At 37.4% G+C, this 24,512-nt stretch carries 23 protein-coding genes; 3 read left to right on the top strand and 20 right to left on the bottom strand.

All coding sequences use genetic code 11. The features are described from left to right. Positions 1–75: 75 nt before the first annotated feature. From BZK16_RS11275 to BZK16_RS11285, 3 genes are all read right to left on the bottom strand, one after another. A complete protein-coding gene (locus BZK16_RS11275) occupies positions 76–2,013 on the bottom strand; it encodes a DUF2207 domain-containing protein (protein WP_158076853.1) in 1,938 nt (645 codons plus the stop codon). Between the two features lie 13 nt (positions 2,014–2,026). Then, entirely contained in the window at positions 2,027–2,593 is a 567-nt protein-coding gene (locus BZK16_RS11280) for a LemA family protein (protein WP_077928997.1), read from the bottom strand. Between the two features lie 67 nt (positions 2,594–2,660). After that, on the bottom strand, positions 2,661–3,206 hold the full coding sequence (locus BZK16_RS11285) for a cysteine hydrolase family protein (protein WP_077928998.1): 546 nt from the start codon (positions 3,204–3,206) through the stop codon (positions 2,661–2,663). 171 nt (positions 3,207–3,377) lie between these two features. On the opposite strand from BZK16_RS11285, the gene BZK16_RS11290 reads away from it, so the two are divergent. Together BZK16_RS11290 and BZK16_RS11295 are read left to right on the top strand one after the other, a co-directional pair. Beyond that, positions 3,378–3,917 carry a VUT family protein gene (locus BZK16_RS11290; RefSeq protein WP_077928999.1) on the top strand — a complete coding sequence of 180 codons (540 nt, stop codon included), beginning with the start codon at positions 3,378–3,380 and terminating at the stop codon, positions 3,915–3,917. Positions 3,918–3,945: 28 nt separating this feature from the next. After that, positions 3,946–4,335, top strand: coding sequence for a hypothetical protein (locus BZK16_RS11295; protein ID WP_077929000.1), 390 nt, complete (start codon positions 3,946–3,948; stop codon positions 4,333–4,335). 67 nt (positions 4,336–4,402) lie between these two features. Here BZK16_RS11295 and BZK16_RS11300 read toward each other — a convergent pair whose 3' ends face one another. The 17 genes from BZK16_RS11300 to BZK16_RS11380 form a co-directional block, all read right to left on the bottom strand. Then, positions 4,403–6,238: a 3'-5' exonuclease gene (locus BZK16_RS11300; RefSeq protein WP_077929001.1), complete on the bottom strand. Its 1,836-nt coding sequence runs from the start codon at positions 6,236–6,238 to the stop codon at positions 4,403–4,405. A gap of 63 nt (positions 6,239–6,301) precedes the next feature. After that, positions 6,302–6,580 (bottom strand): nuclease-related domain-containing protein, encoded by a 279-nt coding sequence (locus BZK16_RS11305; RefSeq protein WP_077929002.1) that lies wholly within the window; start codon positions 6,578–6,580, stop codon positions 6,302–6,304. A gap of 133 nt (positions 6,581–6,713) precedes the next feature. Continuing rightward, a complete protein-coding gene (locus tag BZK16_RS11310; protein ID WP_077929003.1) occupies positions 6,714–8,081 on the bottom strand; it encodes an L-serine ammonia-lyase in 1,368 nt (455 codons plus the stop codon). Positions 8,082–8,169: 88 nt separating this feature from the next. Then, entirely contained in the window at positions 8,170–9,495 is a 1,326-nt protein-coding gene (locus BZK16_RS11315; RefSeq protein WP_077929004.1) for an SLC5/6 family protein, read from the bottom strand. 67 nt (positions 9,496–9,562) lie between these two features. Next, entirely contained in the window at positions 9,563–10,393 is an 831-nt protein-coding gene (locus BZK16_RS11320) for a helix-turn-helix transcriptional regulator (RefSeq protein WP_077929005.1), read from the bottom strand. Between the two features lie 254 nt (positions 10,394–10,647). Next, complete coding sequence (locus tag BZK16_RS11325) at positions 10,648–11,253, bottom strand: NapC/NirT family cytochrome c (RefSeq protein ID WP_077929006.1); 606 nt, start codon at positions 11,251–11,253, stop codon at positions 10,648–10,650. 15 nt (positions 11,254–11,268) lie between these two features. Continuing rightward, positions 11,269–11,697: a nitrate reductase cytochrome c-type subunit gene (locus BZK16_RS11330; RefSeq protein WP_077929007.1), complete on the bottom strand. Its 429-nt coding sequence runs from the start codon at positions 11,695–11,697 to the stop codon at positions 11,269–11,271. A gap of 2 nt (positions 11,698–11,699) precedes the next feature. Then, positions 11,700–12,737 carry a quinol dehydrogenase ferredoxin subunit NapH gene (napH, locus tag BZK16_RS11335; RefSeq protein WP_077929008.1) on the bottom strand — a complete coding sequence of 346 codons (1,038 nt, stop codon included), beginning with the start codon at positions 12,735–12,737 and terminating at the stop codon, positions 11,700–11,702. Next, positions 12,734–13,480, bottom strand: coding sequence for a ferredoxin-type protein NapG (gene napG, locus BZK16_RS11340; RefSeq protein ID WP_077929009.1), 747 nt, complete (start codon positions 13,478–13,480; stop codon positions 12,734–12,736). The genes napH and napG overlap by 4 nt, the downstream gene beginning before the upstream one ends. A 5-nt stretch (positions 13,481–13,485) precedes the next feature. Continuing rightward, the gene (gene napA, locus BZK16_RS11345; RefSeq protein WP_077929010.1) at positions 13,486–15,975 is read right to left on the bottom strand and encodes a nitrate reductase catalytic subunit NapA; all 2,490 of its coding nucleotides are present in this window, start codon (positions 15,973–15,975) and stop codon (positions 13,486–13,488) included. Positions 15,976–16,124: 149 nt separating this feature from the next. Continuing rightward, positions 16,125–16,373, bottom strand: a complete 249-nt coding sequence (locus BZK16_RS11350; protein ID WP_077929011.1) for a chaperone NapD — start codon at positions 16,371–16,373, stop codon at positions 16,125–16,127. Positions 16,374–16,541: 168 nt separating this feature from the next. Next, positions 16,542–17,471: a c-type cytochrome gene (locus BZK16_RS11355; protein ID WP_077929012.1), complete on the bottom strand. Its 930-nt coding sequence runs from the start codon at positions 17,469–17,471 to the stop codon at positions 16,542–16,544. 2 nt (positions 17,472–17,473) lie between these two features. After that, a complete protein-coding gene (locus BZK16_RS11360; RefSeq protein WP_077929013.1) occupies positions 17,474–18,118 on the bottom strand; it encodes a c-type cytochrome in 645 nt (214 codons plus the stop codon). Positions 18,119–18,262: 144 nt separating this feature from the next. After that, complete coding sequence (locus BZK16_RS11365; RefSeq protein WP_077929014.1) at positions 18,263–19,852, bottom strand: phospholipase D family protein; 1,590 nt, start codon at positions 19,850–19,852, stop codon at positions 18,263–18,265. Positions 19,853–19,943: 91 nt separating this feature from the next. Beyond that, positions 19,944–22,442 carry an ABC transporter permease gene (locus BZK16_RS11370; RefSeq protein ID WP_077929015.1) on the bottom strand — a complete coding sequence of 833 codons (2,499 nt, stop codon included), beginning with the start codon at positions 22,440–22,442 and terminating at the stop codon, positions 19,944–19,946. Next, positions 22,435–23,121 (bottom strand): ABC transporter ATP-binding protein, encoded by a 687-nt coding sequence (locus BZK16_RS11375; RefSeq protein ID WP_077929016.1) that lies wholly within the window; start codon positions 23,119–23,121, stop codon positions 22,435–22,437. The genes BZK16_RS11370 and BZK16_RS11375 overlap by 8 nt, the downstream gene beginning before the upstream one ends. A 131-nt stretch (positions 23,122–23,252) precedes the next feature. Further along, positions 23,253–23,759, bottom strand: coding sequence for a hypothetical protein (locus BZK16_RS11380; RefSeq protein WP_077929017.1), 507 nt, complete (start codon positions 23,757–23,759; stop codon positions 23,253–23,255). A gap of 116 nt (positions 23,760–23,875) precedes the next feature. Between BZK16_RS11380 and BZK16_RS11385 the strand changes: the two genes are divergently transcribed. Continuing rightward, positions 23,876–24,487, top strand: a complete 612-nt coding sequence (locus BZK16_RS11385) for an arylesterase (protein WP_077929018.1) — start codon at positions 23,876–23,878, stop codon at positions 24,485–24,487. The last annotated feature ends 25 nt before the right edge of the window (positions 24,488–24,512 follow it).

Consider the following 24,512-nt stretch of genomic DNA (forward strand, 5'->3'; position numbering starts at 1 on the left):
GATTATTTATGCTTATTATTATCATATTTTTCACAAAACACACACAATACATTTAGTTAGCGATCTATAGGGATATTATCTTCCTCCACCTCCGCCGCCACCAGAACCTACGCCTGATGATCCGCCTCCACCAGAACCTGAACCACCTGAACCAAATCCACTACTACCATATCCACCTGATGTTGTAGATGAGCTTGCTGTAGAACTACTGCTGATAGAATTACCAAGAGAATTATGAGAAGTTTGCGCCATAGCAACCATCATACTTTGTTGAAATTCAGCAGGATAATATTTTTGATAACGTTTAATCCATGTGTTTTCAATGCCTAAAATAATTGAATATGGTAAATATTGTTCAAACAAATCTGGTGTAATAATCTTGTATTCTTCATATTTTGTGTATTGCAAGAAATGCTTAAACTCCAATGACTCTTGGTACATTGCACCATATTTTTTATTCAAAATATTAATCATGGCGTAAATCTTCATCAACACTTTTCTAATGGCTAAAACCGTTATGACAACTAAACAATAAATGATGAGCAAATCACGTGCACCGATGCTTTCTTGAGTTGCTAACATCATAAAAGTAAATGGCACTGTTACAAAAATCGAACCAAATAAGAAAAATGGTATGCTTCCCAATAATGCAGGGATATTTCTAATTAAGCCATTTTGCTGTTGTTTTTGATAAAGGCTATGAATATTAGGAATCAACAATAACTGCAAAGCAATGCCCATAAAAATCAATGAGAAAAATAGCTCAAAAGGAATAAAAAAGAAAACTATAGACAAAATAATCATGCCAATAATCAAGGGAAATACCGCATACCAATATCGATGCATTTTCGTGCTATAACAGCGTTGATTTAAACTGGATAATTCACGGCGAAGTAATGCTACTAACTCTATCCAAGGCTTACTTTCCTTCTCGAAAGATAAGGCTGATCTCTGTTTTTTAATAGCATTCACAATCTTCTGTTCAATTGAGCTTAATTTTTCTGAACGATTATTTCCTAATTGAATTGCTTTGGCTTCATGATTAATTTTAATAATATCTTTGGTATGTAGATCCAATAAAATTGCCAAAATAGCTCTATCTACATCATCATTATCTGGCTTTAAGATTGCAAACATCTCTGCCAATGAACCTGTTGGCGGATCAAAACGCACAGTAAATGCTCTCTTTGTTTGCGGTGATAAAGCATTGTGAACCTTTTTAACAATCCAATAATATCCTAACAGGACAAATAAAATCGCCCACAATGCTAAATTAAACGGATGAATATAACTCGGCAAACTGCCATATAAACGATCCACAACAATATCTAATTGATTAGCTTTAATACTCGGAACAATCCCTTGAGTGAACCCTGTTGCAACTGTAAAGCCTTTGCCATTGCCTAATATTTCAGGCGCTTTAAATTGAATTTTTTGTGGTGATTGTTGAATGGCGTTAATCTGATCTGTTCTGCCTTCAGCACCATAATAAGCAGTAGATTGAATAGCTTCCACTGATTTTGGCAAATTCAAAGTAACGATTGCATTATGAATGGGTAAACGCCAATTATGCCCAATCACATTGATGTATAACTCATCATAATTTTCAAAACTACGAATGTGATTTTTACTCTGCCAATGGATGATAAAAGTGTGTGGACCTTTATCCAAATAGTTATCCACAACGTTATCAACGAAACCTGTGAATATCTCAACATATCCATCATTATTTTGAGTCCAAAAGTTTTCTGGCTTGCCATCACGAGTAACACTAAAAACATTCACTGACGTTTTCACTTCTTTATTCATGAAATAATAATGAGTGGGAATATCTCGCGTAATGCCTAATTTAATCTCTTCATGATTAGTGGATATTTGAATAGTTTCCACGACATCAATTGTGCCATCTTCTAATACTGTGATATTAGAATCATAACGATCTATTTGATCCGCCCATATAATACGTACCGAGCAAATCAATAATAGAAATACGTGCTGTAAAACTGTTTTCATCATTATTTCCAATTTACAAAGAAACAGTCGGTGCATTACGCTCTGCCGATTCATTCACAGCAAAATATTCAATCATTGGGAACTTAAATATAGAAGCAACAAAAACATTTGGAAATTGTTGCTTATAAGTTAAATAATGACGAACCGTCGCATTGTAATAGCGCCTTGCTTTACTGATATCATCTTCGATTTGTACTAATGATTGATGCAATTGCTGAAAACTTTGATTCGCTTTAATGTCAGGATAGTTTTCTACCAATACCAATAACTGATTAATTCGATCACTGAGCTTTAATTCATTTTTCCCCAAATCACCCACAGATAAATTACCATTTAAGCCTTGCGAGCGCAGTTCCACAATCTCTTTTAATACATTGGCTTCATAATCCCGTGCACCTTTAGTGACAGAAACCAACATAGGAATTAAGTCATAACGCTTTTTTAAGAAAACATCCATACTCGCAAATGCTTCATTGGACATTTGGCGATGCTTAATGAGTTGATTATATGTAGAGATAATACCGATAATAATCAGTAATAAAATGACTGAAATAATGATGAAAATTGTTGTCATTGTCATAGTTAATCCATAGTTTTATTTTAAGTAATTATACATGATTAATTTTCATCACTATGTCATGGATTTTCTATACGATTTTTGCACCCAAAACATTTTTAAAATGTTTCATCGCCCATTCATGACCAACAGGATCAAAGCTTGCAACACCCTTTTCATGAATCACAATGTCGTAACATAAATTATAAGCATCAATCGCTGTGTGCAACACACAGATATCGGTACAAACGCCCACTAAGTGAATCTCTGTAATACCACGCTCACGTAAACGAATATCTAAATCTGTGCCACTGAATGCTGAATAATGGCGCTTATTCAACCAATAAACTTTTGGATCATGACGATTTTCTGTCACATATTCTGCAAGATCACCATACAATTCACGCCCTACAGTTCCCACGACATTATGCTCTGGAAATAATCTATTCTCAGGATGATATTGATCATAAGGTTCATGCCAATCAATGGCAAATACTACAAAATCCCCTGAATCTACAAAATGTCGTGTGAGCGCTAAAATATCATCATGTAATTTCTGCCCTGCTTCTGCCGTTGTTAACTTGCCTTCTGTTGCCACAAAATCAAATGTGTAATCAATATTAATTAATGCTTTCATTATTCCCCTCCACGGTTTTATAGTTGCGTACATAGTAACTGATCTCCGAGAGTTTAGTAAATCAAACAAATGCTTTTCCATCTAAGCCTTTTAATATAAATGAATTCGTGTAGAATTTACCGCTTGAATCACTTGGGTTCCCTCACCCCAATCTAAATAAAAAGGTTAGTTATGAAATATATCTATCTCATTGCCTATGTGGCAAGTGTGCTCGTTGCCAATTTATTATTGGATCATTTTATTGAGTTGCCCTTCTTTGGTATGCTCAGTTACGGCACAGTCTTCTTCGCTTTTGTTTTCACATTACGCGATCATCTTCATCGTTATAGTTTGAACTTTGCGCTATTTGGCATTGTACTTGCTTTGGTTGTGAATACCATCTGTGCATTCTATTTTGATATTCCATGGCGATTTTTATTGGCATCATTCCTAGCCATCTTGTTCAGTGAATTAATGAATACTGGTGTATTTGAGAAGCTTAAACAACATTCTTGGCATGTTCGTGTATTAGCAAGCAACGCGGCAAGCGTTCCTATTGATAGTACACTATTCACATTCATTGCATTTTATGGAATTTTTGAATTACCCATGATGGCTGAAATTATCTTTGCAGATATCATCGCAAAGTTCTTAATTGCTTCCACCATCATTAGCAAAGTATTCATCATTAAATCCAAAAATAACGATTCTACGACCTTATCCACTCATTAAATAACATTAACTGATTATGAAAAAACCTATGATTGATACTGTAGTTTTACAGTATGCTTCCACACACCATGATTTCCCCATTGATTTAATTCGCAACCAATATCCTGAATTAAAAACAGCAGTGAAACATGTGATTCAACTGCCAATTTTATGCCATGCAAGCCAAAATCCTAAAGCTGGCTCAACCATCAGCATTCACTATATTGCAGATCAAGTTTTGTTAGAGTTATTCTCTTTAGAGAAATACATCAAAGCATTCATTGGGCATAAAACTGTGCGAGATCTAGAATATTTCACACAAGCCATTGCCATTGAATGCCAAAATGCATTGAAAGTTGAAGTGACAGTTCAAGCAGATATTATTCTAGAAGGATTGAATCAATCTCAAGCAATTACAGTCACCGTGCCACAAATGTGATGTTTCACATGAATCCAAAAAAATACCGCATGAATTTTGATGCGGTATTTTATATTCAACCATTCAGTTATTGATCCATTGATGTGGTGTAATTCACCGCTGTGATTGCATCAGATAATTGAGGTGCAAATAATGATGAAGAGTGACAAGTCATGACTAAATTTTTTGTTGCTCTTGTCATAGCCACATATAAGAGCTGGGCTTCTTTATCAATATCCTCATAACAAACATTGCGATTACCTACTTCTGCAATACACACTAAAGCAAACTCCAAACCTTTACTTTTATGCATCGTCATCACATGAACACCAATGCCTTCGACCTCTTCGCCATGAACAGGAATACCATTAGCTTGCACTGCTTCTTGTACAACATTGATGGTTTTATTGTTACGACATAAAACAGCCATGTTATGCCAATCCATGCCATTACGCTGATGTTCATATAAAATTTCTATAATTTTACGAACCTCATGATGCATGCTAGGTAACTTAATCAATACTGGTACATCACCATTCAACCCTGCACCCACAGGTTCTAATAGTGGTATTGCATCTTCATCATTTTCTTTTCTTTCCACCAATAGTTGCTCAGCAAAGAACTTAGCAACTGTAAGAATTTCTTTAGTATTACGATAATTGAGCTTGAGAATAATTGTTCGCCCACGAGCATTGATGCCTACTTTAGAAAATACTAATTTACGCTTATCCTTACTATAAATAGATTGCGCATCATCATATAAAACTAGTAAACATGGATTATCAGGGTTCACCATTTGCACAATGAGTTTATACCATTCATCTGCAAAATCATGCCCTTCATCAATTAAAATTGCATCATATTGCCCTTTTGGAATAATGCCTGTTTCAGCGTGATCAATCACTTTTTGTACATTCTCTTCAAACATTGTATTGAGATCAGAATTACGAGAACGTGGAATGTTATAAGCTGATAATTGCTGGTTGCACCATTGATGAAATGTTCTCACATGCACTTTATGATTTAAATTATTTTGTACCATTTTATACTTTAACATATCGGCTAAAGGTCGATTAAAACACAGTACTAAAATAGGTTTTTGCATAAACTTAGCTAAGTGTTCTGCGCGATACCCTAAAATCATTGTTTTACCTGAACCTGCAACACCATGAATAATTCGATGACCATCACCTAAGCTTCTAGCCAATTGTTCTTGCTGAATATCCATGATCTTTAAAATATCTGGTAATTCTACTTTTGTTTCAGCAGGATCAAACATATCTCGCTGTTCGCCAATTCTTAGCTCAGGAAATATATGCCAACGTATTCTATCAATTTGCGGTACTGTCAATGGTCTAGCAGGCACATAAGGAAACATTCCCCATAAACGTTCTTGGAACATTTCTAATGCAGCAACGCCTGATAATTCATCTTTACAGATTACACAATGATCTGGAATCACATTACCCAATTCACCTTTATTGAATTCAGCGCGTGTGATATTGCTTAATACGACACCATAACCATAACTCAATAGAGGCTTAGTTTTTGAATCTTTCAGATGTAAATTTAACTGCGGATCTCGACTCAACATATTAATCAAAGCAATAATATAACCTCGAGATTGGCCAAATGGATTTGCAACTTCCTTTGCTTTACCTGAATCTTTATCTAAAATCGTCGCTTTATCTTTGTTAATGGATAATAACGTTGAAGCTTTCCAATCTTTCACTTCTAGAACAAGCAATCCTCGATAAGGATGCAGAATAATAAAATCGGGATGCAATGATTTTCCACCAATCGGAACATCGTACCAACAGTAGTAATCATCCTCTAATTGTGATTCCAAAATCTTCGCAAGATGCTTCTCTCCAGCTGTCATTCTTGGCAAACAAGCATTATATATTGGAATTAATGTAGCCATATTAATTAACCATTTATATTATAAAATATGGTAATTATACGTTTTATTAATTATTTATTCAGTTTAAACATAAAAAGCCCCATNTTTATCTAAAATCGTCGCTTTATCTTTGTTAATGGATAATAACGTTGAAGCTTTCCAATCTTTCACTTCTAGAACAAGCAATCCTCGATAAGGATGCAGAATAATAAAATCGGGATGCAATGATTTTCCACCAATCGGAACATCGTACCAACAGTAGTAATCATCCTCTAATTGTGATTCCAAAATCTTCGCAAGATGCTTCTCTCCAGCTGTCATTCTTGGCAAACAAGCATTATATATTGGAATTAATGTAGCCATATTAATTAACCATTTATATTATAAAATATGGTAATTATACGTTTTATTAATTATTTATTCAGTTTAAACATAAAAAGCCCCATCTTATGATGCGGCTTGCTGTTTCATGATTAATATTATCGGGGGAATGATATTAACCACATCTTGTGATCACAGAGGCTAAGCCACCCTGTGATGTTTCACGGTATTTACAATGCATGTCTTTACCTGTTTCATACATTGTTTGAATCACTTTATCCAAAGAAATGGTTGGTGTACTATTGCGGCGTAAAGCCATACGTGCTGCGTTGATTGCTTTGATTGCACCAATCGCATTGCGTTCGATACAAGGCACTTGCACTTGCCCACCGATTGGATCGCACGTTAAGCCTAAATTATGCTCCATGCCGATTTCTGCTGCCATACAAACTTGAGTTGAACTTGCGCCCATTAACTCCGCTAATCCTGCTGCTGCCATTGAGCAAGCAACGCCCACTTCGCCTTGGCAACCCACTTCCGCACCTGAAATAGAAGCATTGAGTTTATACAACATCGCAACGGCTGAGCTTGCGAGATAGAATTTTAAATAAGCATCAAATGTTAATGGCTCAATGAATTTATCGTAATAAGCCAATACCGCAGGAATGATCCCGCATGCGCCATTGGTTGGTGCTGTGACAACTCGGCCACCCGCTGCATTTTCTTCATTCACTGCAAAGGCAAACATATTCACCCAATCCATAGTTGCCATTGGATCATTGGATAATTTATCTTGTGCTTTAATTGCTCTATATAAATCTGGTGCTCTGCGTGGCACTTTAAAAGCACCTGGCAATAAACCTTCTGTTTTCATGCCACGAATGATGCCTTCGCGCATGACTTTCATTACATTTTCAAAATGCTCTTTAATCTCTTCCATTGAATGGATACACAATTCATTTTTAAGCATTAAAGCTGAAATGGACAATGCATTATCGATGCTGTGTTTTGTTAAGTCATCTGCACTTGTGAACGGATAAGGCACTTCAACTGTTGACGTTGCTTTTTGACCAAAGCTTTCTTCATCAACGATCGTACCACCGCCAATTGAATAATATGTTTTGCTTAGAATTAATTCTTCACCGCGATAAGCTCTGATTCGCATGCCATTTTCATGCAGTGGTAAAAATTCTGTATGGAAATTCATGCTCGTTTCTAATGAAAAATCTACACAGTATTGATTATCCATCATCGGTAATCTGCTAGTTCTTTCTAATCTCGCCATGAATTCAGGAATCTTTTCAATGTCTACTGTTGCAGGATTGTTACCTGCTAAACCTAAAATAATGGCTGTATCTGTTAAATGGCCTTTCCCCGTTAATGATAATGCACCATATAAATCCACAACAATGCTAGTCGTACTTTCAATGAGTGATTGATCAATCAATTCTGTTGTGAAGGATTTAGCTGCTTTCATTGGGCCAACTGTGTGTGAACTGGATGGGCCAATGCCGACTTTGTAGATTTCGAAGGTGCTGATCATAGGGGAATCTCCTATCTTTTTATTTGAGAGGCTAGTTTTATGGCCAGCCTCATTTTATTGATTTTACAGAAGTATCTTGAGTATCCGATTAACCTGCAATTGCCATGCTCACTAAGCTGAATACGATTGCTGAGATTGCAATTAAACCTAATACTGTTACGAAGATATTGCTGACTTGACCTTTATATTTCGCTAATGCTGGCACTCGGCTAATTGCATACATTGGTAATAAGAACAAGATAGATGCAATGATTGGGCCAACTAATGTTTCGATTAAATCTAATACGTTTGGAGAAAGGATCGCGATAACCCAACAAGTGATGAAAATGAATACAAATGTGATCTTGTTAACAGTTTTTACAGAAGGTGCTTTACCCATTGCTTTTGCGCCTCTTGTCACTAAGCCATCAAAGCCTTCTTTTGCACCTAAATAGTGACCAAAGAATGATTTAGACATTGCCACAAATGCTACGATTGGCGCTAAGATTGAGAAGAATGGTGTACCGAAATGGTTTGCAACGTAAGACAAAATCGGTAAGTTTTCTGACGCAGCTTGTGATAATTGTTCTGGTGATAATGCTAATGCACAGCTCACTACGAAGAACATTACTGTAACAACCATTAAGATGTTTGCATATTTGATAATGCGAGAACATTTTTGTTCAGCCATGCCTGCATCTTCTTTTTTCTTCGCAACTGCTAATGATGAGATGATTGGTGAATGGTTGAAGGCAAATACCATCACAGGAATAATCAACCAAATATTACCCAAAGTGCCCATCACTGTTTCTTCTGTTGACCAAGTTGAGAAAATTGATGTTGACCAATATTGAGACATCCAAAGAGCAATGAACATCAATACACAAATGAATGGATAAACTAAGTAAGACATCACTTTAAGCGTCATTTCTTGACCAAAATTGATAATCGCCATTAAGCCACTCACAATCACTAACGACACAATTGTTTTCAATGCTAGAGAGTTTGCAGCCGTTGCGCTGATTAAATGTAATTGGTTTTCCATAAAGCTCAGCGTGGTATTTGTTAAGCCTACGCTGTAGATTAATAAGATTGGGAAGATGATTAAGAAGTATAAGAACGTAATCACATTACCAGCCACCGGGCCAAAAAATTCTTCTGTTGTGACTGTAATATCACCATCTGCACTGCTACCTGCTAAAATGAATCGGCATAAACCACGATGTGCTAAATATGCCATTGGGAAAGAGAATAGCAATACAAATAATAATGGAATGAGACCGCCAGAACCTGCTTTGATTGGTAAGAATAAAACACCAGCACCAATTGCTGTGCCATAAAGGCTGAGCATCCAAGTTGTATCAGAATTTGTCCAGCTGGATCGAGATGTCGTTGTAGACTCTACTACTGCGGTTGGATTTAATGTGTCGCTCATAATGACTCCTTATTATTAAGGTTTATTTTTGATCGCTTATAAAGGATCTTTTTTCAAAAGTGTTGCTTCATTTTTGGAATTGTCGAATATTCTTATAAACCGCATGGCGCGTGATTTTTAATGCTTCTGCAACAATGATGGTTGCTTCTTTCAATTCAAAAATTCCGTTCTCATGGAGCACTCTAATAATATTTTTATTTCTATTTTTTAAACCAACTTGCATCGCATCCACTTCTTGCGCTGCATGGTCAATGGCTTTTTCAATCACTTCTTTTGCATTGGTACCAAAATTCTCTGCCTGATTTGTCGCAATTGCAGTGAGATCTTCCATTGGCATCAAAGTTTGGATCAATTCAGGAAATGGCACGGATAAATTAATGTTGATACAAAACATGCCAATCGCTTTATCTGAAGCATTCTTTAAAATGCACGTTGTGGATTTCATCAGCCCGCCACTTTTAGCATTTGTAAAGTAACTCTTAGAAACACATTTCCCTGTTTGCTCATAAAGGCGTAACATTTTCAGTCCCAAATCTGTAACTGGAGAATTCAATGTTCGACCTGTATGATGACCATTAATGATTTTAACAACGGATNCACTTTTAGCATTTGTAAAGTAACTCTTAGAAACACATTTCCCTGTTTGCTCATAAAGGCGTAACATTTTCAGTCCCAAATCTGTAACTGGAGAATTCAATGTTCGACCTGTATGATGACCATTAATGATTTTAACAACGGATTGATCAATATTTTCAAAGGAGTGAATTACCACTTCACAATGAGGACCAATCAAGTCTGCAACTGTTTCTGCTAAATTAAAATATGATTGCAAGCACTCGTGATCTTGTTTTGAGAACTTTGTTCTAAAGATGGCTGTTTTATCTTTTTGTGCTTTCATATTAAGTTCATCTCAGTATAAAAAATTTAACTTTATGAAGCGTATTTTATTTAACAAATCTTTACATGTAAATATAAAATTACATATATATAACTGTATATAGCTATTTTTATGAGCTATGTCATATTTAGGATATTTTAGTTAACTAAAAACACCCTGTTTACATCAAAAAACTGTAACTTTATCACCACAAATAAAAAAATCCCCAAATAATATTTGGGGATTTTCTTTAATTAAAACAGCTAACTTATGGATTATTTTGCAAAATTTAAATTCAACTGTTTTTCTAGTTCCATCCAATTAGCAGGCAGTTCATGAGCAATACCTTTATGGCAATCAATGCATGTTTTATTCTCATTTTTAGCTAATGTATGACCTGTTCTTGCTCGCAAGTTTTGATTCGATAAATCCATATTCATTTCTGTATGGCAGCTACGGCAACCTGCGGAATCGCTCTTCTTCATTCTTGTCCATTCTCGCATTGCAAGCAATCCACGACGCTCTTCTAGTTTTTCTCTAGTATCAATTGTTTTACCGATGAAATGCTGATAAACATCGTTCGCAGCTTGTGCTTTACGAATCATCAAATCCAGCCCTTGCTCTGGCACATGGCATTGTGAACATGTAGCTCGCACGCCTGTTTTACTAACATCATGCACCGTGCCTGTATATTCAGCTTGGTTAAACTGCATTGTGTGACAGCTGGTGCAGAATCCTTCACTGTTTGTCCATTCTAATGTTTTATGGGATGCAAAAACTGTAATCACACCGATGATGAAACCTGCTAATAACAAAGCACCTAGCGCCCATCTTTTAGATGGTGACCAAAACCATTGCCATACTCTTTTGATGAATTTCATATCAACCTCCTATTGCTATTGGCCCGAAGGTGAAAATGTATTATCAATTAATTCAGGAGCATTCGACTGTGGCACATGGCATTGTGTACAGAACCAACGACCTGCTGCAATATGATCTGTTCTTGTGCCAGATTGAGCATCAATAAAATGGCTCTCTGGTGCTGCGACTGTTTTAAAATCGCTATTGTATGGCCATGAATGACAACGTAAGCATTGATTAGCTTTTAAATTGATTTGATATTTTTCAATCTTATGTGGAATCAAAGGCGGCTGTTGGCGATAGTTTTTATACAATGTAATGCCCTCTTGCATTTGATAAGGCTCTACTTCGATATTTTCCTCATCCACAGGAACATCGCCACGTAATCCTTGCAACACTTCAGATTGCCCCAATCCGAATAGCGCCCCTATTAATACAATAGACATCAAGAATTTTATTTTCATAATCAGCTCACTTTTGCTTTTGGTTTACTTTGTTTGATCGGAGAATGTTGAGTGGAAATATCATAACTAAACACTCTTTCAGGGCAGACATCTATACATCTACCGCACCGTGTACAATCGCTGAATCCAACGCTTGGTATGATGGATTCTTCAATATATATTTTTTTATTTTGGATCAGGGGCTTCAATACATGAGATTCAGGACAAACTTTATAACAATCCATACAATCATCACATGCTGAGATTTTAGGTGCACTGATGTATAAAACTGTTTTCTTACCCAATAAGCTATAAAAAGCGCCGACTGGACACAAATGCCCACACCATAAATTTGCAGCGCCAATAATATCTGCAATGAAAATTACCAATGTCAGTGATACTGCAATATTCGTAATGGTAAAACCACCAAAAACCAACTCTCGGAAAATGCCTGTAATCGGGTTAATCAGTTCCCACGCAATCACTTGAAAGATCATAGAAACAAGTATCGCAATGCCCAAAATATAAAAGCGCGCACGTTTAGATAGTGATAATTGATTGGTTATTTTGAGCTGTCGTCTGACCCAAGCTGCTGCATCTGTGACAATATTGATGGGGCAAACAAAAGAACAATATGTTCTTCCGCCCACAATCATATAAAGTAAAACCACTAATCCAACACCTAATATGCCTGACAATGTATACAAATTGCCTGCAACTAATGATTGTACAAATACAAAGGGATCTCCCATTGGAACCGTAGAGAGTATTTCACTATTGGCCAATGTTCCTTTCATGATCCATAACTGATCATTACGTACATCATCTTCATTTTTTAAGTTATCTAAAAAAATGGCGGTTAAATCTGGTGATGCTTCTTCTTGATTAGAAACTAATACGCTATTCACACCACTAATTGGCAAGGCGAACAGTAAAATAATCGTAATCTGACACAATCTTCTTAAGATTAAAAATCGATGAGATTGCCACCAGCCTTTCTTTTCAACTGCTTCTTCGAAGTACAATGTGCTGTTATATTTCTTAGGATTCACCTGATTCATGGCTCAAATCCTTTCAAATTTTTAATATCATGGAATGGCAAAGTGAGATTCTCTTCAACCAAAGGTTTACCATCATTTTTTTCTTGCTCTTCCCAACCTTTTCGATAATGATCTGGCAGTTTTGAACGTGCAACATCTGTGGGCAATACTTTAATCGCAGAGGCATGTTCTAAAACGCATTTCTTTTCACACAATCCACAACCAGTACAATATTCAGCATGTACCACGGGAATAAAGTTTGCATGTGCACCTGTTCGAGTATTTTCTTGTAACTCTAATGTGATCGCTTGATCAATCACAGGACAAACTCGATAGCAAACTTCGCAGCGTAAACCCAAAAATGCCAAGCAGTTTTCTTCATCCACTAAAACTGCTGTACCCATTCTTATGTCTTCAGCTTCTGTGATTGTTTGATCCAATGCATTAGTTGGGCATGCTGCGATACAAGGTAAATCCTCACACATTTCACATGGAATCTCTCTTGGCACATAGTATGGCGTGCCAAATGTCGGCTGACTTAATTCAGATAGTTTCAATGTATCGTAAGGACAAGCTCGCACACATAATCCACAACGAGTGCAAGCACTCAGAAAATCTTGTTCATTGATTGCACCTGGCGGTCTTAACACATTCTGATTACTTGCTTTACTCTGTTTTGCCAACATAGCCAAAGGTAGAGTACCCAAACAGACTGCCCCTCCTACCTTAGTCATTGTTGCCAAAAACTGCCTACGATTTTTCATGCTAATCAAGCTCGTTCAATCTTAACTGCACATTTTTTATAGTCGGTCTCTTTAGATAGAGGACATGTCGCATCCAATGTGATCTTATTCACCAATCTAGCTTCATCAAAGAATGGCATAAATACCAAACCATCTGGTGGTGTATTACGTCCTTTAGTTTCAACAATTGTAATCACAGAGCCTCGGCGAGAACTTACTTTTGCTTTATCACCACGACGTAGTCCTAATTTTTTCGCATCATTAGCACTGATGAATAGTTGGGCATTCGGAACAGCTTTATGTAATTCAGGGACTCTACGTGTCATACTTCCTGTATGCCAATGCTCTAATACTCTGCCTGTACAGAACCAGAATGGATATTCTTGATCAGGACTCTCCGCAGGTGGTTCATATGGTAATGCGAAAATAACAGCACGACCATCTTTATGACCGTAAAAACTCACTTCTTCACCCGCTTTTACATAAGGGTCATAACCCTCACGATAACGCCATAAAGTTTCCTTGCCTTCTACAACAGGCCAACGTAAACCACGCGCTTTATGATACATTTCAAACGGCGCAAGATCATGCCCATGACCACGGCCAAACGTCGCATACTCTTCAAATAATCCCTTTTGAATATAGAAGCCAAATGTTTCCGCTTCTGTATTATCAAAACCTGCTTGTCGCTCTGATAATGGGAATTGGTCCACATTACCATTGCGATATAAAACATCGTATAAAGTTTTACCACGAACTTCAGGCTGCTTCGCAATCAAATCTTCCGGCCAAAAATCCTCAACTTTTAAGCGCTGAGATAATTCAACCAATTGGCGCATATCAGATCTTGCATCACCTAAAGGCTTTACTTGTTGGCGCCAAAACTGTGTTCTACGTTCTGCGTTACCATAAGCCCCTTCTTTTTCTACCCACATGGCTGTTGGCAAAATCAAATCAGCAGATAATGCAGAAACAGTTGGATAAGGATCAGAAACGATCACAAATGCCTCAGGATTACGCCATCCTGGATAGGTTTCTTCATTTAAATTTGGGCCAGCTTGCATGTTATTGTTACACATGGACCAATACACTTTGAGCTTACCATCTTTCAATGCACGACTTTGCGCCACCGCGTGTAAGCCCACTTTAGGATTCACCGTTCCTTCTGGCAACTTCCAAATTTTTTCAGCAGTTTGACGATGTTCAGGATTATTCACCACCATATCAGCAGGTAATCGATGAGCAAATGTTCCCACTTCCCTTGCTGTACCACAAGCCGAAGGTTGACCCGTTAATGAAAATGGTCCACAACCTGGTTTAGAGATTTTACCTGTCAATAAGTGAATATTATAAATGAGGTTATTTGCCCATGTACCGCGTGTATGCTGATTGAAACCCATCGTCCAAAATGACACAACTTTCTTATCAGGATCTGCATACATTTGTGCCATTCTTTCTAATTTATGTTTCGGCACATTCGATAATTCATGTGCTTTATCTAATGTATATTCCGAAACAAATTCAGCAAACTCATCAAAGCTGATCGGTGTTGCATCACCTGAATCAGGATTTTTAGCTTGTTGTTGCAAAGGATGCTCAGGGCGCAAGCCATAACCTATATCTGCTACACCTTTTTTGAAATTAGTGTGTTGATTAATAAAAGCTTGATCGTAAGCTTTATTCTGAATGATGTAATTAGCAATATAATTCAAAATCGCCAAATCAGTTTGCGGTGTAAATACCATGCCATTATCTGCCAACTCAAAAGAGCGATGCGTATAAGTAGATAATACATGCACTTCGCAATTAGGATGCGTTAAGCGTTGATTCGTAATACGTGACCATAAAATGGGGTGCATTTCTGCCATATTTGAACCCCATAATACAAACGCATCTGCATTTTCAATATCGTTATAGCAGCCCATTGGCTCATCCATACCAAATGTACGCATGAAACCAACAACCGCTGACGCCATGCAATGGCGAGCATTAGGATCTAAGTTATTACTTCTTAAGCCTGCTTTATGGAATTTAGATGCTGTATAGCCTTCAAAGATTGTCCACTGCCCTGAGCCAAACATGGCAACTTTATCTGGACCTGTAAGCTTATCTTGATAAGCTTCTTTATATTTTTGAGCCATTAACTCATAAGCTTGATCCCAAGTGATCTCTGTGAAATCACCATTTTTGTCATATTCACCATTAGTCATTCTTAACAATGGATTGGTTAAACGATCTTTACCGTACATAATTTTGGATAAGAAATATCCTTTAATACAGTTTAACCCTTTATTAACTGGTGCATCTGGATCGCCTTGAGTCGCAACAACCCGATTATTTTTTGTGCCGATCAATACTCCGCAACCAGTGCCACAGAATCGACAAGTACCTTTATCCCATCGAATACCATCACCGCCTGTTTGCTGTGCGACAGCTGGCGAATAAACTCCGTTTAAAGCACCAACAGCACCTGCTGCGGCTGCTAGCTTCATGAAATGACGACGGGATAAAGTCATGATTTTCTCCAGATGAATACTTATGATTCATTATTTATAGATATATATAAAATACATCTATTGGAGAAATTTACTTTGACTTACATCAACCAAGAAAATAATAAAATATTATTAATTATCAATACGTTATATCCAAACAGATACAGCGTCTATTCAAAAAAATGATTAATTAAAGTAATGGCTAAAACATGCTGATGGTTTTTAATTTCCTCCATAATGTCATACGCACTTTTATCCACTTGATCTTCGATGACTAAAGCAATTTTATTTTGATGATCATGATCCATGACGTCACAACCTTCTATCGCAATAAGATCTGCCAACAATGATTGAAAGTTTTCTGTATTAACATTCACTAGAACGCCACATACATTATATTTTTGCTTATCTGTGCTCATAATTACTCTCTTTTATTATTATCAAATCATAAGAAATGTAGCATATCCTAATTTTGTCTGAGTAAAACTATCAAGCTTATTGATGTGACTCACATATTTATATTGCCCAATAAAAAATTCCCAAATAATATTTGGGAATTCCTAAAACTCAACCGTATAAATTAAGGGTTATTTTACGCCTTGGCCTAAAATTTTACCGTTAACTTCTTTACCGTAAAGGTTAACACCATCGTTTGCATGGTATTTTTCATAAGTTTTCTCTACTGAACCATCCACTAAACGAGGATCTTGTGGGCGTTCATGGCTATTCATGAATGCCGCAACATCCCAAGCTTCTTGATCAGTCAAAGAGCCACCTTTACCCAAAGGCATGTTTGCCTTGATAAAGTCAGCTGCTGTATTGATACGGTGCATACCTGCGCCCCAGTTGAATGAGTCTTTACCCCATAATGGTGGGAATACATAGTTTTCTGCAACTTTCTGACCTAAACCATCTTGACCATGGCAATATGAACAGTTTTCAGCATAAACTTTTGCACCACGTTCGATACTGTAACCACCTTCAGGTTGTTTCACGGAAGGATAAGCACGACCTGGTAAAGAAACACCTGTTGGTGCATTTGTTGCTAACCAATAAGAATATGTCACTAATGCTGTCATTGTTTCACTGTCCGCTGGTGGCGGTGTACCATCCATACTGAATTGGAAACAACCTTGAATACGTTCAGCATAAGTATTCACTTTGTTATTCTTGCTACGGTAAGCAGGATACATTGGATATGCACCCCACAATGGTGCAGCATTCGCTAAACGACCTTGATCCATGTGACAGTTCACACAGTTCATACCATTACCAACATATTCTGGTGCTTGGTTTTTCGTATCAACGAAAATCGCATGGCCTTTACGCACCATTTCACCATAAGCATTGTCTGGTAGATCTTTTTCCAACGGTGGTTGATGATATTCTGATACTTCAGTCGTTTTTTCTGCAAGATCAGATAATTGTGATTGATCATCCATTTTAATTGGATTCTCAGCAACTGCTACAGAAGTGTAAAGAGCAGCCACAAGAGATGTCACTAAAATCTTTTTCATGATTATTCTCCCTGCTGGCCAATAGATTCAAAATACGCAGCCACTGCTTTTGCTTCTTCATCTGTTAAAGATTTTGCAATGTGCCCCATTAAATCAGCGTGGTCATTTTTACGTGTACCAGTTTTCCATGCTGTGATTTGGTTGATGATGTACATAGAGCTTTGACCCGCTAATTTCGGGAAAGACTCACCAACACCAATACCACCAGGACCATGACAAGCCACACATTCTGGAATATTACGGCTCCAATCACCACGTAAAGCTAACTGACTGCCAACATCTGTTGGTGTCGCTGCTCTTGTGATATGTGGTACTTCTTTAGGTTGCAATTCAGACATATAAAATGTCACTGCTTCAATTTCATCATCATTCAAATTACCTGCAATGCCATCCATAATTGGATGAGATCTCAAACCATCTTGGAAATCGTGCAATTGTTTAGCTAAATATTCAGGTGACATACCTGTAATATCAGGATAACCCGCTGCTGCTAAACCATGACCTTCTGCACCATGACATGTTACACATGCGAGTGCTTGTGGCTTTTCACCACCTTTTAGGTAAATCTTTTCCCCTTCATCAGCATAACTGACGAACGGCAACATCCCCAAAAGAGACAAATATCCAATCTTCTTGATATGTCTCATGTTCCCCTCCTCTGTAAAAATACTTTCTCTCGAACCGTTCATGCTATCACAAATAAAACAAAAAAAAACACCCCGATGAAAAATGGAGTATTTTTATTATTTATCAAATAGTTAAATTAGCACTAATGCACTACTATTTAACTACTATAATTGCGATTCTACAGGTAACCAAGAGACGATTTTAACGATTGCACGCTTAATCCAGCCTGTTTCAGGATCCTTATCCCACTCCTTAGATTCACCATTACTATCATCTAGCCAGATCATTTTTTGATCACGCAAAATTACTTCATAGCTCACATCTTTCGTGATCACGCTTTGATAACTTTTCATCAGTTCTTCAGTAATTTCAGGGCTTTCAAAAAATACACCCATTTCTGTATTTAAGCGCGCTGAACGGGGATCTAAATTGAACGAACCAATGAAGCCTTTTGATTCATCAATGATGAAAGCTTTAGTATGTAAACTTGCGCCACTTGCACCAATTTTCCAATCTTTCGATAATTTATAATTCACGTTGAATGGCATGAGTTCATATAATTTCACACCACTTTTTAATAAAGCTTCACGATAAGGTGCATAACCTGCATGAACCATTGGCACATCATTGGCTGCCAATGAATTTGTGAGAATCACCACATCCTTCCCTGCTTCACTCAATTGAGATAATCCCTTTGTGCCTTCTTCACCTGGGACAAAATAAGGGGAAATCAGATATAGAGATTGCTGTGCCATTTCCCATGTTTTTGGCAAAATATCCGTGATGAGCCACTTGTGCTCTTTCTCACCAAAGACTTTTTCAGGTGGATCAGATAATACATGCACATTATCGCTCCATACAAAACGCCCCTTTTTATTCATCACATCGTCAATCGTTAAATGTGTCAGCAGTGATTTTTTATAATCACTCAGCAATTGATGTTCTGTTTCATTCATTGATAATGGCGTTTCTCGCAATGTGGTTAAAGCATCTTTATGCCCGAACTTCACTTGTTTTGCGGGAATCGAAGCTTGGCTATCCCAAAAGGATTCAAAAATATCTTCAGCTTCTTTCACAGCTTTGCCCACTAAGAGTAAATCCACATCTAAGAAATTCGTATTGGGATCAGCATCAAAATATTCATTGCCAATGTTTCGCCCACCAATGATCGCCATCTGGCTATCTGCAACCATGGATTTATTGTGCATTCTGCGATTCAAACTCAAGCCACGGAATAACATTTCCACAGTTCTTGTCACAAAATTGCGGCGACTATAAATAGGGTTAAATAGACGGATTTCTACATAAGGATGTTGCGCTAAGCCTGACAATACAATGTCTTTTTCCACCGTATTCATATCATCTAATAAAATGCGAATGAACACACCACGATCCGCTGCTGCCAATAATTCTCGCCCAAGCATATTGTCTGTTAAATCATCGTGCCAAATATAATATTGTAAATCCAAGGTTCGCTCTGCACTGCGTGCTAGCAAAATCCGATCGGCATAAGCTTCGAGATTATCATCCAATAAATATAAACCTGTACCATTGGGATGCTCTAATAAATAAGGCTCAACCACTTCATCTAAATGGGTTTTCACATCACGATTAATCGGCGGGCGCTTTTTCCCCATATACATTTCATTGGGTTTGAAATCATTGAAAACCAATGTGATGATCGTTGTAATCACAGAGATTAAGATGAATAGCAAAAATAGCCACTTCAGCATTTGGATTATTTTAATTAACATTATTCCTCCCGCGGTCAATTGTCATAGAGTAACACAGACAAAAATAAACCCTCAACGTAGAGGGTTCATGATTTTACTTTGTAATATTGAGTTATCCACGCAGTACCAATAGCGGGCTAACTAAGACAACTTTTTTCGTGCCCAATATTCCCATGATCGCGATCAAAATTGCACCAATGATTGGCAATAACAACAACCAAGGATGCCATTGCCATTCCAAATTCAATACAGAGCGATAGAGCAAGAAACTAATGAATTCACTGCCGATCATAGCCAATAATCCTGCCAAACCGCCCATTAAAGCAAATTCGATCAATTGGCTTTTGAATAGCATTTTTCGATGTGCACCCAACACTCGCAAAATCGCCCCTTGGCGCAATCGATCACTCAATGTTGCTTGTAATCCTGCGATCAATACAATTAAACCTGCAATCAGAACTAGCGCTAAAATATATTCCACCGCTAAAGTCACTTGCTGCAAAATCTCATTCAATTGATTCACGATCGCCATTAAATCCAATAATGTAATCGTTGGGAATTCTCGCGCCAATGTGATCAGCTCTTTTTGCATATTTTCTGGCAAATAGAAGCTTGTTAAATAAGTCACAGGTGCATCTTGAATCGAATTAGGGTTAAAGATCACAAAGAAATTCGGTTGGACTGTATCCCAATTCACAGTACGAATGCTCGTAATTTTAGCTTTATAACTTTCGCCCGCGATTACAAATGTTACATCATCACCCAATTTAGCATTCAAGCCTTTGGCTAAATCATCCTCCATCGAAACACTAATGCCTGCATGATTTTCCTGCCACCATTGTCCTTCAATGAGTTTATTTTCATTCGGTAAATCTGCGCTCCAAGTTAAATTCAAATCACGATTAATAGAGTTTTTTGCGCGCTCATTATCCAACTTCATTTTACGGACAGAAACGCCATTCACTTCCGTCAATCGCCCCGCAACCATCGGATAGAATGGTGAAATATTTGGCGATAACGCTGCAACTTTATTTTTAAAGACATCCTTTTCATCTTCCGTGATGTTCATTGCGAAATAGTTCGGTGCATCCTGTGGCAATTGATCTCGCCATGTTTGCAACAATTCACCACGCAACATTAACACCAATGCCATCGTCATTAAGATGATACCAAAAGCTACAATTTGCCCCATAGATTTTACTGGGTAACGCAAAGTTTGCCCCAAAGCCATGCGCCATACAAAGGATGAACGCGATAATGCTCTACGTAAAAATTTCACAGAAACATAGAGCACAAAGCTGAGCACAGCCACCATTGCAATTGCGCCACCGAGCAATGCTAAGGTTAAGCTGATGTTTAAACTCAATTGCCACATGATTAAAAATAGCGCCACAATCGCAATGCCATAAACCACAAAGTTTTTGAGTGGCGTTGGTAATAGATCTTCACGTAATACACGCAATGGCGGTGTTCTACCTAACGCTGCCAATGGCGGCAATGCAAAACCGATCAATACTGTAAAGCCTGTTGCAATCCCTGCCAATGCTGGCATGATTCCGCCCGATGGTAGTTCAGCACTGATTAAATCCTGTAACAGTGCAAATAATCCCAACTGCGCCAACCAACCTAATAATGCACCAATGATTGCACCGATCGCGCTCACATATAGCAATTCAAAGCCATATAACCAAAGCACCTGCTTTTGTTGCATGCCTAAAGAGCGTAATAACGCACTCGCATCATAACGATTATTAGCAAACTGATTCGCAGATAATGCAATCGCAACGCTTGCGAGTAAAATCCCAACCAAGCTCGCAAGATTTAAGTAATTCTGTGCACGGTTCAATGCACCACTTACTTCTTTACTGCCATCTGAGATCGTTAATATCTTTTGATTCGGTTCTAGCGTTTTCTTTAATGCAGGTTGCAACTGTTTAATTGCATCCATTTCGCCTGACCATAAATTACGATAAGTCACGCGGCTGCCTTTTTGCACTGCGCCTGTTGCTTCTAAATCCGCTCGATTCATCAATGCGAAGGGATTAAAACTATAGAAATTTGCGGAGCGATCTGGCGCGTATGTAATGATTTTAGTGATCTTTAATGGCAATTTGCCAACATCCACAGAATCACCCACTTTCAGATTCAAGCTATACAATAAACGTGATTCCACCCAAACTTCGCCTTGCTTTGGCCCTTCGTTGGTTGCGTATTCAGGTGTTTCTAAATCATCCTGAATTTTCAGTTGCCCACGCAAAGGATAGTTGCTATCAGCTGCTTTCACTGCAACCAATTGCAGATCATCGCTATTTAAAATGACTGTGGAAAAATTCACAGTTTTGGCATGATTCAAACCTAGATCTTTTGCTAATTTTAGCTGTGCATCAGTTGCATCTTCATTGCTTCTGAGCACTAAATCCGCAGCTAAAAACTCGCCAGCTCGCGCTTCCATGGAAGCATGTAATCGTGTACTGAAATAACCTATTGCTGTGCTGATCATCACTGTGATCAACAGAGCCACGAGCAAAATTCGAAGTTCGCCTGCTCGTATTTCTCTGATCAATTGTTTAAAAGCTAATCCCGCTAATTGAATTGTGGATAACTTATTCATGATTGAAATCCTGCAATACTAATCGCCCTGCTTCAATCTGAATACGATGCTGGCAGCGCTCAGCCAATCGTGCTTCGTGCGTCACTAAAACTAATGTTGTTTTTTCCTCTACATTCAATTGGAAGAGTAATTCAATGATGGATTCGCCTGTTTTGGTATCTAAGTTGCCCGTTGGCTCATCCGCAAATAAGATTGTAGGATTCGATGCAAAGGCACGCGCAATTGCTACACGTTGCTGTTCACCGCCTGACAATTGCTTAGGATAATGATGTGTTCGCTCGCCTAAGCCAACGCGCTGTAACAGTTCCATTGCGCGTTCTCTTGCATTCTTTTTGCCTTCTAATTCCAAAGGCAACATGACGTTTTCAACAGCTGTTAAGGATTCTAATAATTGGAATGATTGGAATACAAAGCCAACATGCTCGGCTCTTAATGATGCACGTTGATCTTCACTCATTTGGCTTAATGGCTTACCTGCCAATAAAATCTCGCCTTCGGTTGGCACATCTAATCCTGCCAATAATCCCAATAATGTGGATTTACCTGAACCAGAACTACCAATAATGGCAAGGCTATCGCCTTCGTTTAATTGAAATGAAATATCCTGCAAGATTGTTAATTTTTCTGTTGTTTCTACAGCTTTTCCAACATGTTGGGCATCCAAAATTATAGTCGTCATGTATTGTCCAAATGAGTTAAAATTTCAAGGATCAATCATAACATTTTTTGATGCCCACAAAATGGCTGAGGCGAGTTCTATTATTTAAAGTATTATGGTTGATTATTTAGCAATTAAATTGTGTATAGAAGTTATAAATCTATCTTTTTTCGTTGTATCAATATCGAATACAAAGGGTTTCCAATAGCTAGAATGCATAAGCTAATAAACATAGATACAAATATATAATCAACAGAAAGCAAGTAAGATTTTGCTAAAATAATATTATTATCTCTAACAGAATATGTTGATCGTAATGTGTAATCTTCTGTTTTAAATTCTGTTTCTATTCGTAACTTATTATCTGTTCTAGATAAAATTTTATAACTATAACTTTGTTCTTCAATTTGGGTTTCTTGATTATTTTTAGTTGGTTCTAAAATGAAATTAGAGATATTAATATCATTGTTATAAATATTATAAAGTTCCCAATCTTTATTCGATGCATTAGTTAGCACTATATAAAACTCATTTTTGAAAGCTTTCTCTCCTGACATCAAATCTCTAGTACTCATTAAGGCAATAAAATGCATGCTTCCTATAGTAATGAGGAAAAAAACAACAATACGTAAAAGGATTGATAATAGTTTTCTCAACATTTTTTATATCCTACACATGATTCATTTTCTCGTAATTATTAGCCTGATGATTTGTTCTTATCTTAAGATGTCTGTATATTTTAGCGATAATCCACAACAATATAAGATGTAATTGTATGCTGATCAAACAACTCAAACTCATTCTTGTTTTATTCATCACTATTGGCTTTGCACAAGCACAATCCATTTTAGTTGTGGGCGATAGCATTGGCGCAGGCTTTGGTATTAATCCCAAAGATAGTTGGGTGAATTTATTGAATGAAAAATTGAAAGCCGAAGGTTATCAATATGAAATGGTCAATCGCTCTATTTCTGGTGATACAACAACCAATGGATTAAACCGTTTGCCAAGATTATTGGAACAAGTGAAACCTGAAATCACAATTATTGAATTAGGTGGCAATGATGGATTGCGTGCAACACCTGCAACAAGAATCGCCGAAAACTTATCTGCCATGATCGAATTAGTTAAAGCATCAAACAGCAAAGTTTTATTAGTGGGCATTCAATTGCCACCGAATTATGGTGATGCTTATTTAGAACGCTTTCTAGCAATTTATCCTGAATTGGGTGAAAAACACCAAATCGCAGTTTTGCCATCCATTGTAGAAAAAGTTGGTGGTAATAATGATCTCATGCAAGGCGATGGCATCCATCCTAATAAAGATGGACAACCATTAATGATGGAATCTGTTTGGGAAAAACTTAAGCCTTTGTTACTCAAATAATTAGTGCTGTGAGTTTATAAAGAAA

Origin of the sequence: Wohlfahrtiimonas populi (assembly GCF_002006795.1) — a bacterium.
Classification (GTDB): Bacteria; Pseudomonadota; Gammaproteobacteria; order Cardiobacteriales; family Wohlfahrtiimonadaceae; genus Wohlfahrtiimonas; species Wohlfahrtiimonas populi.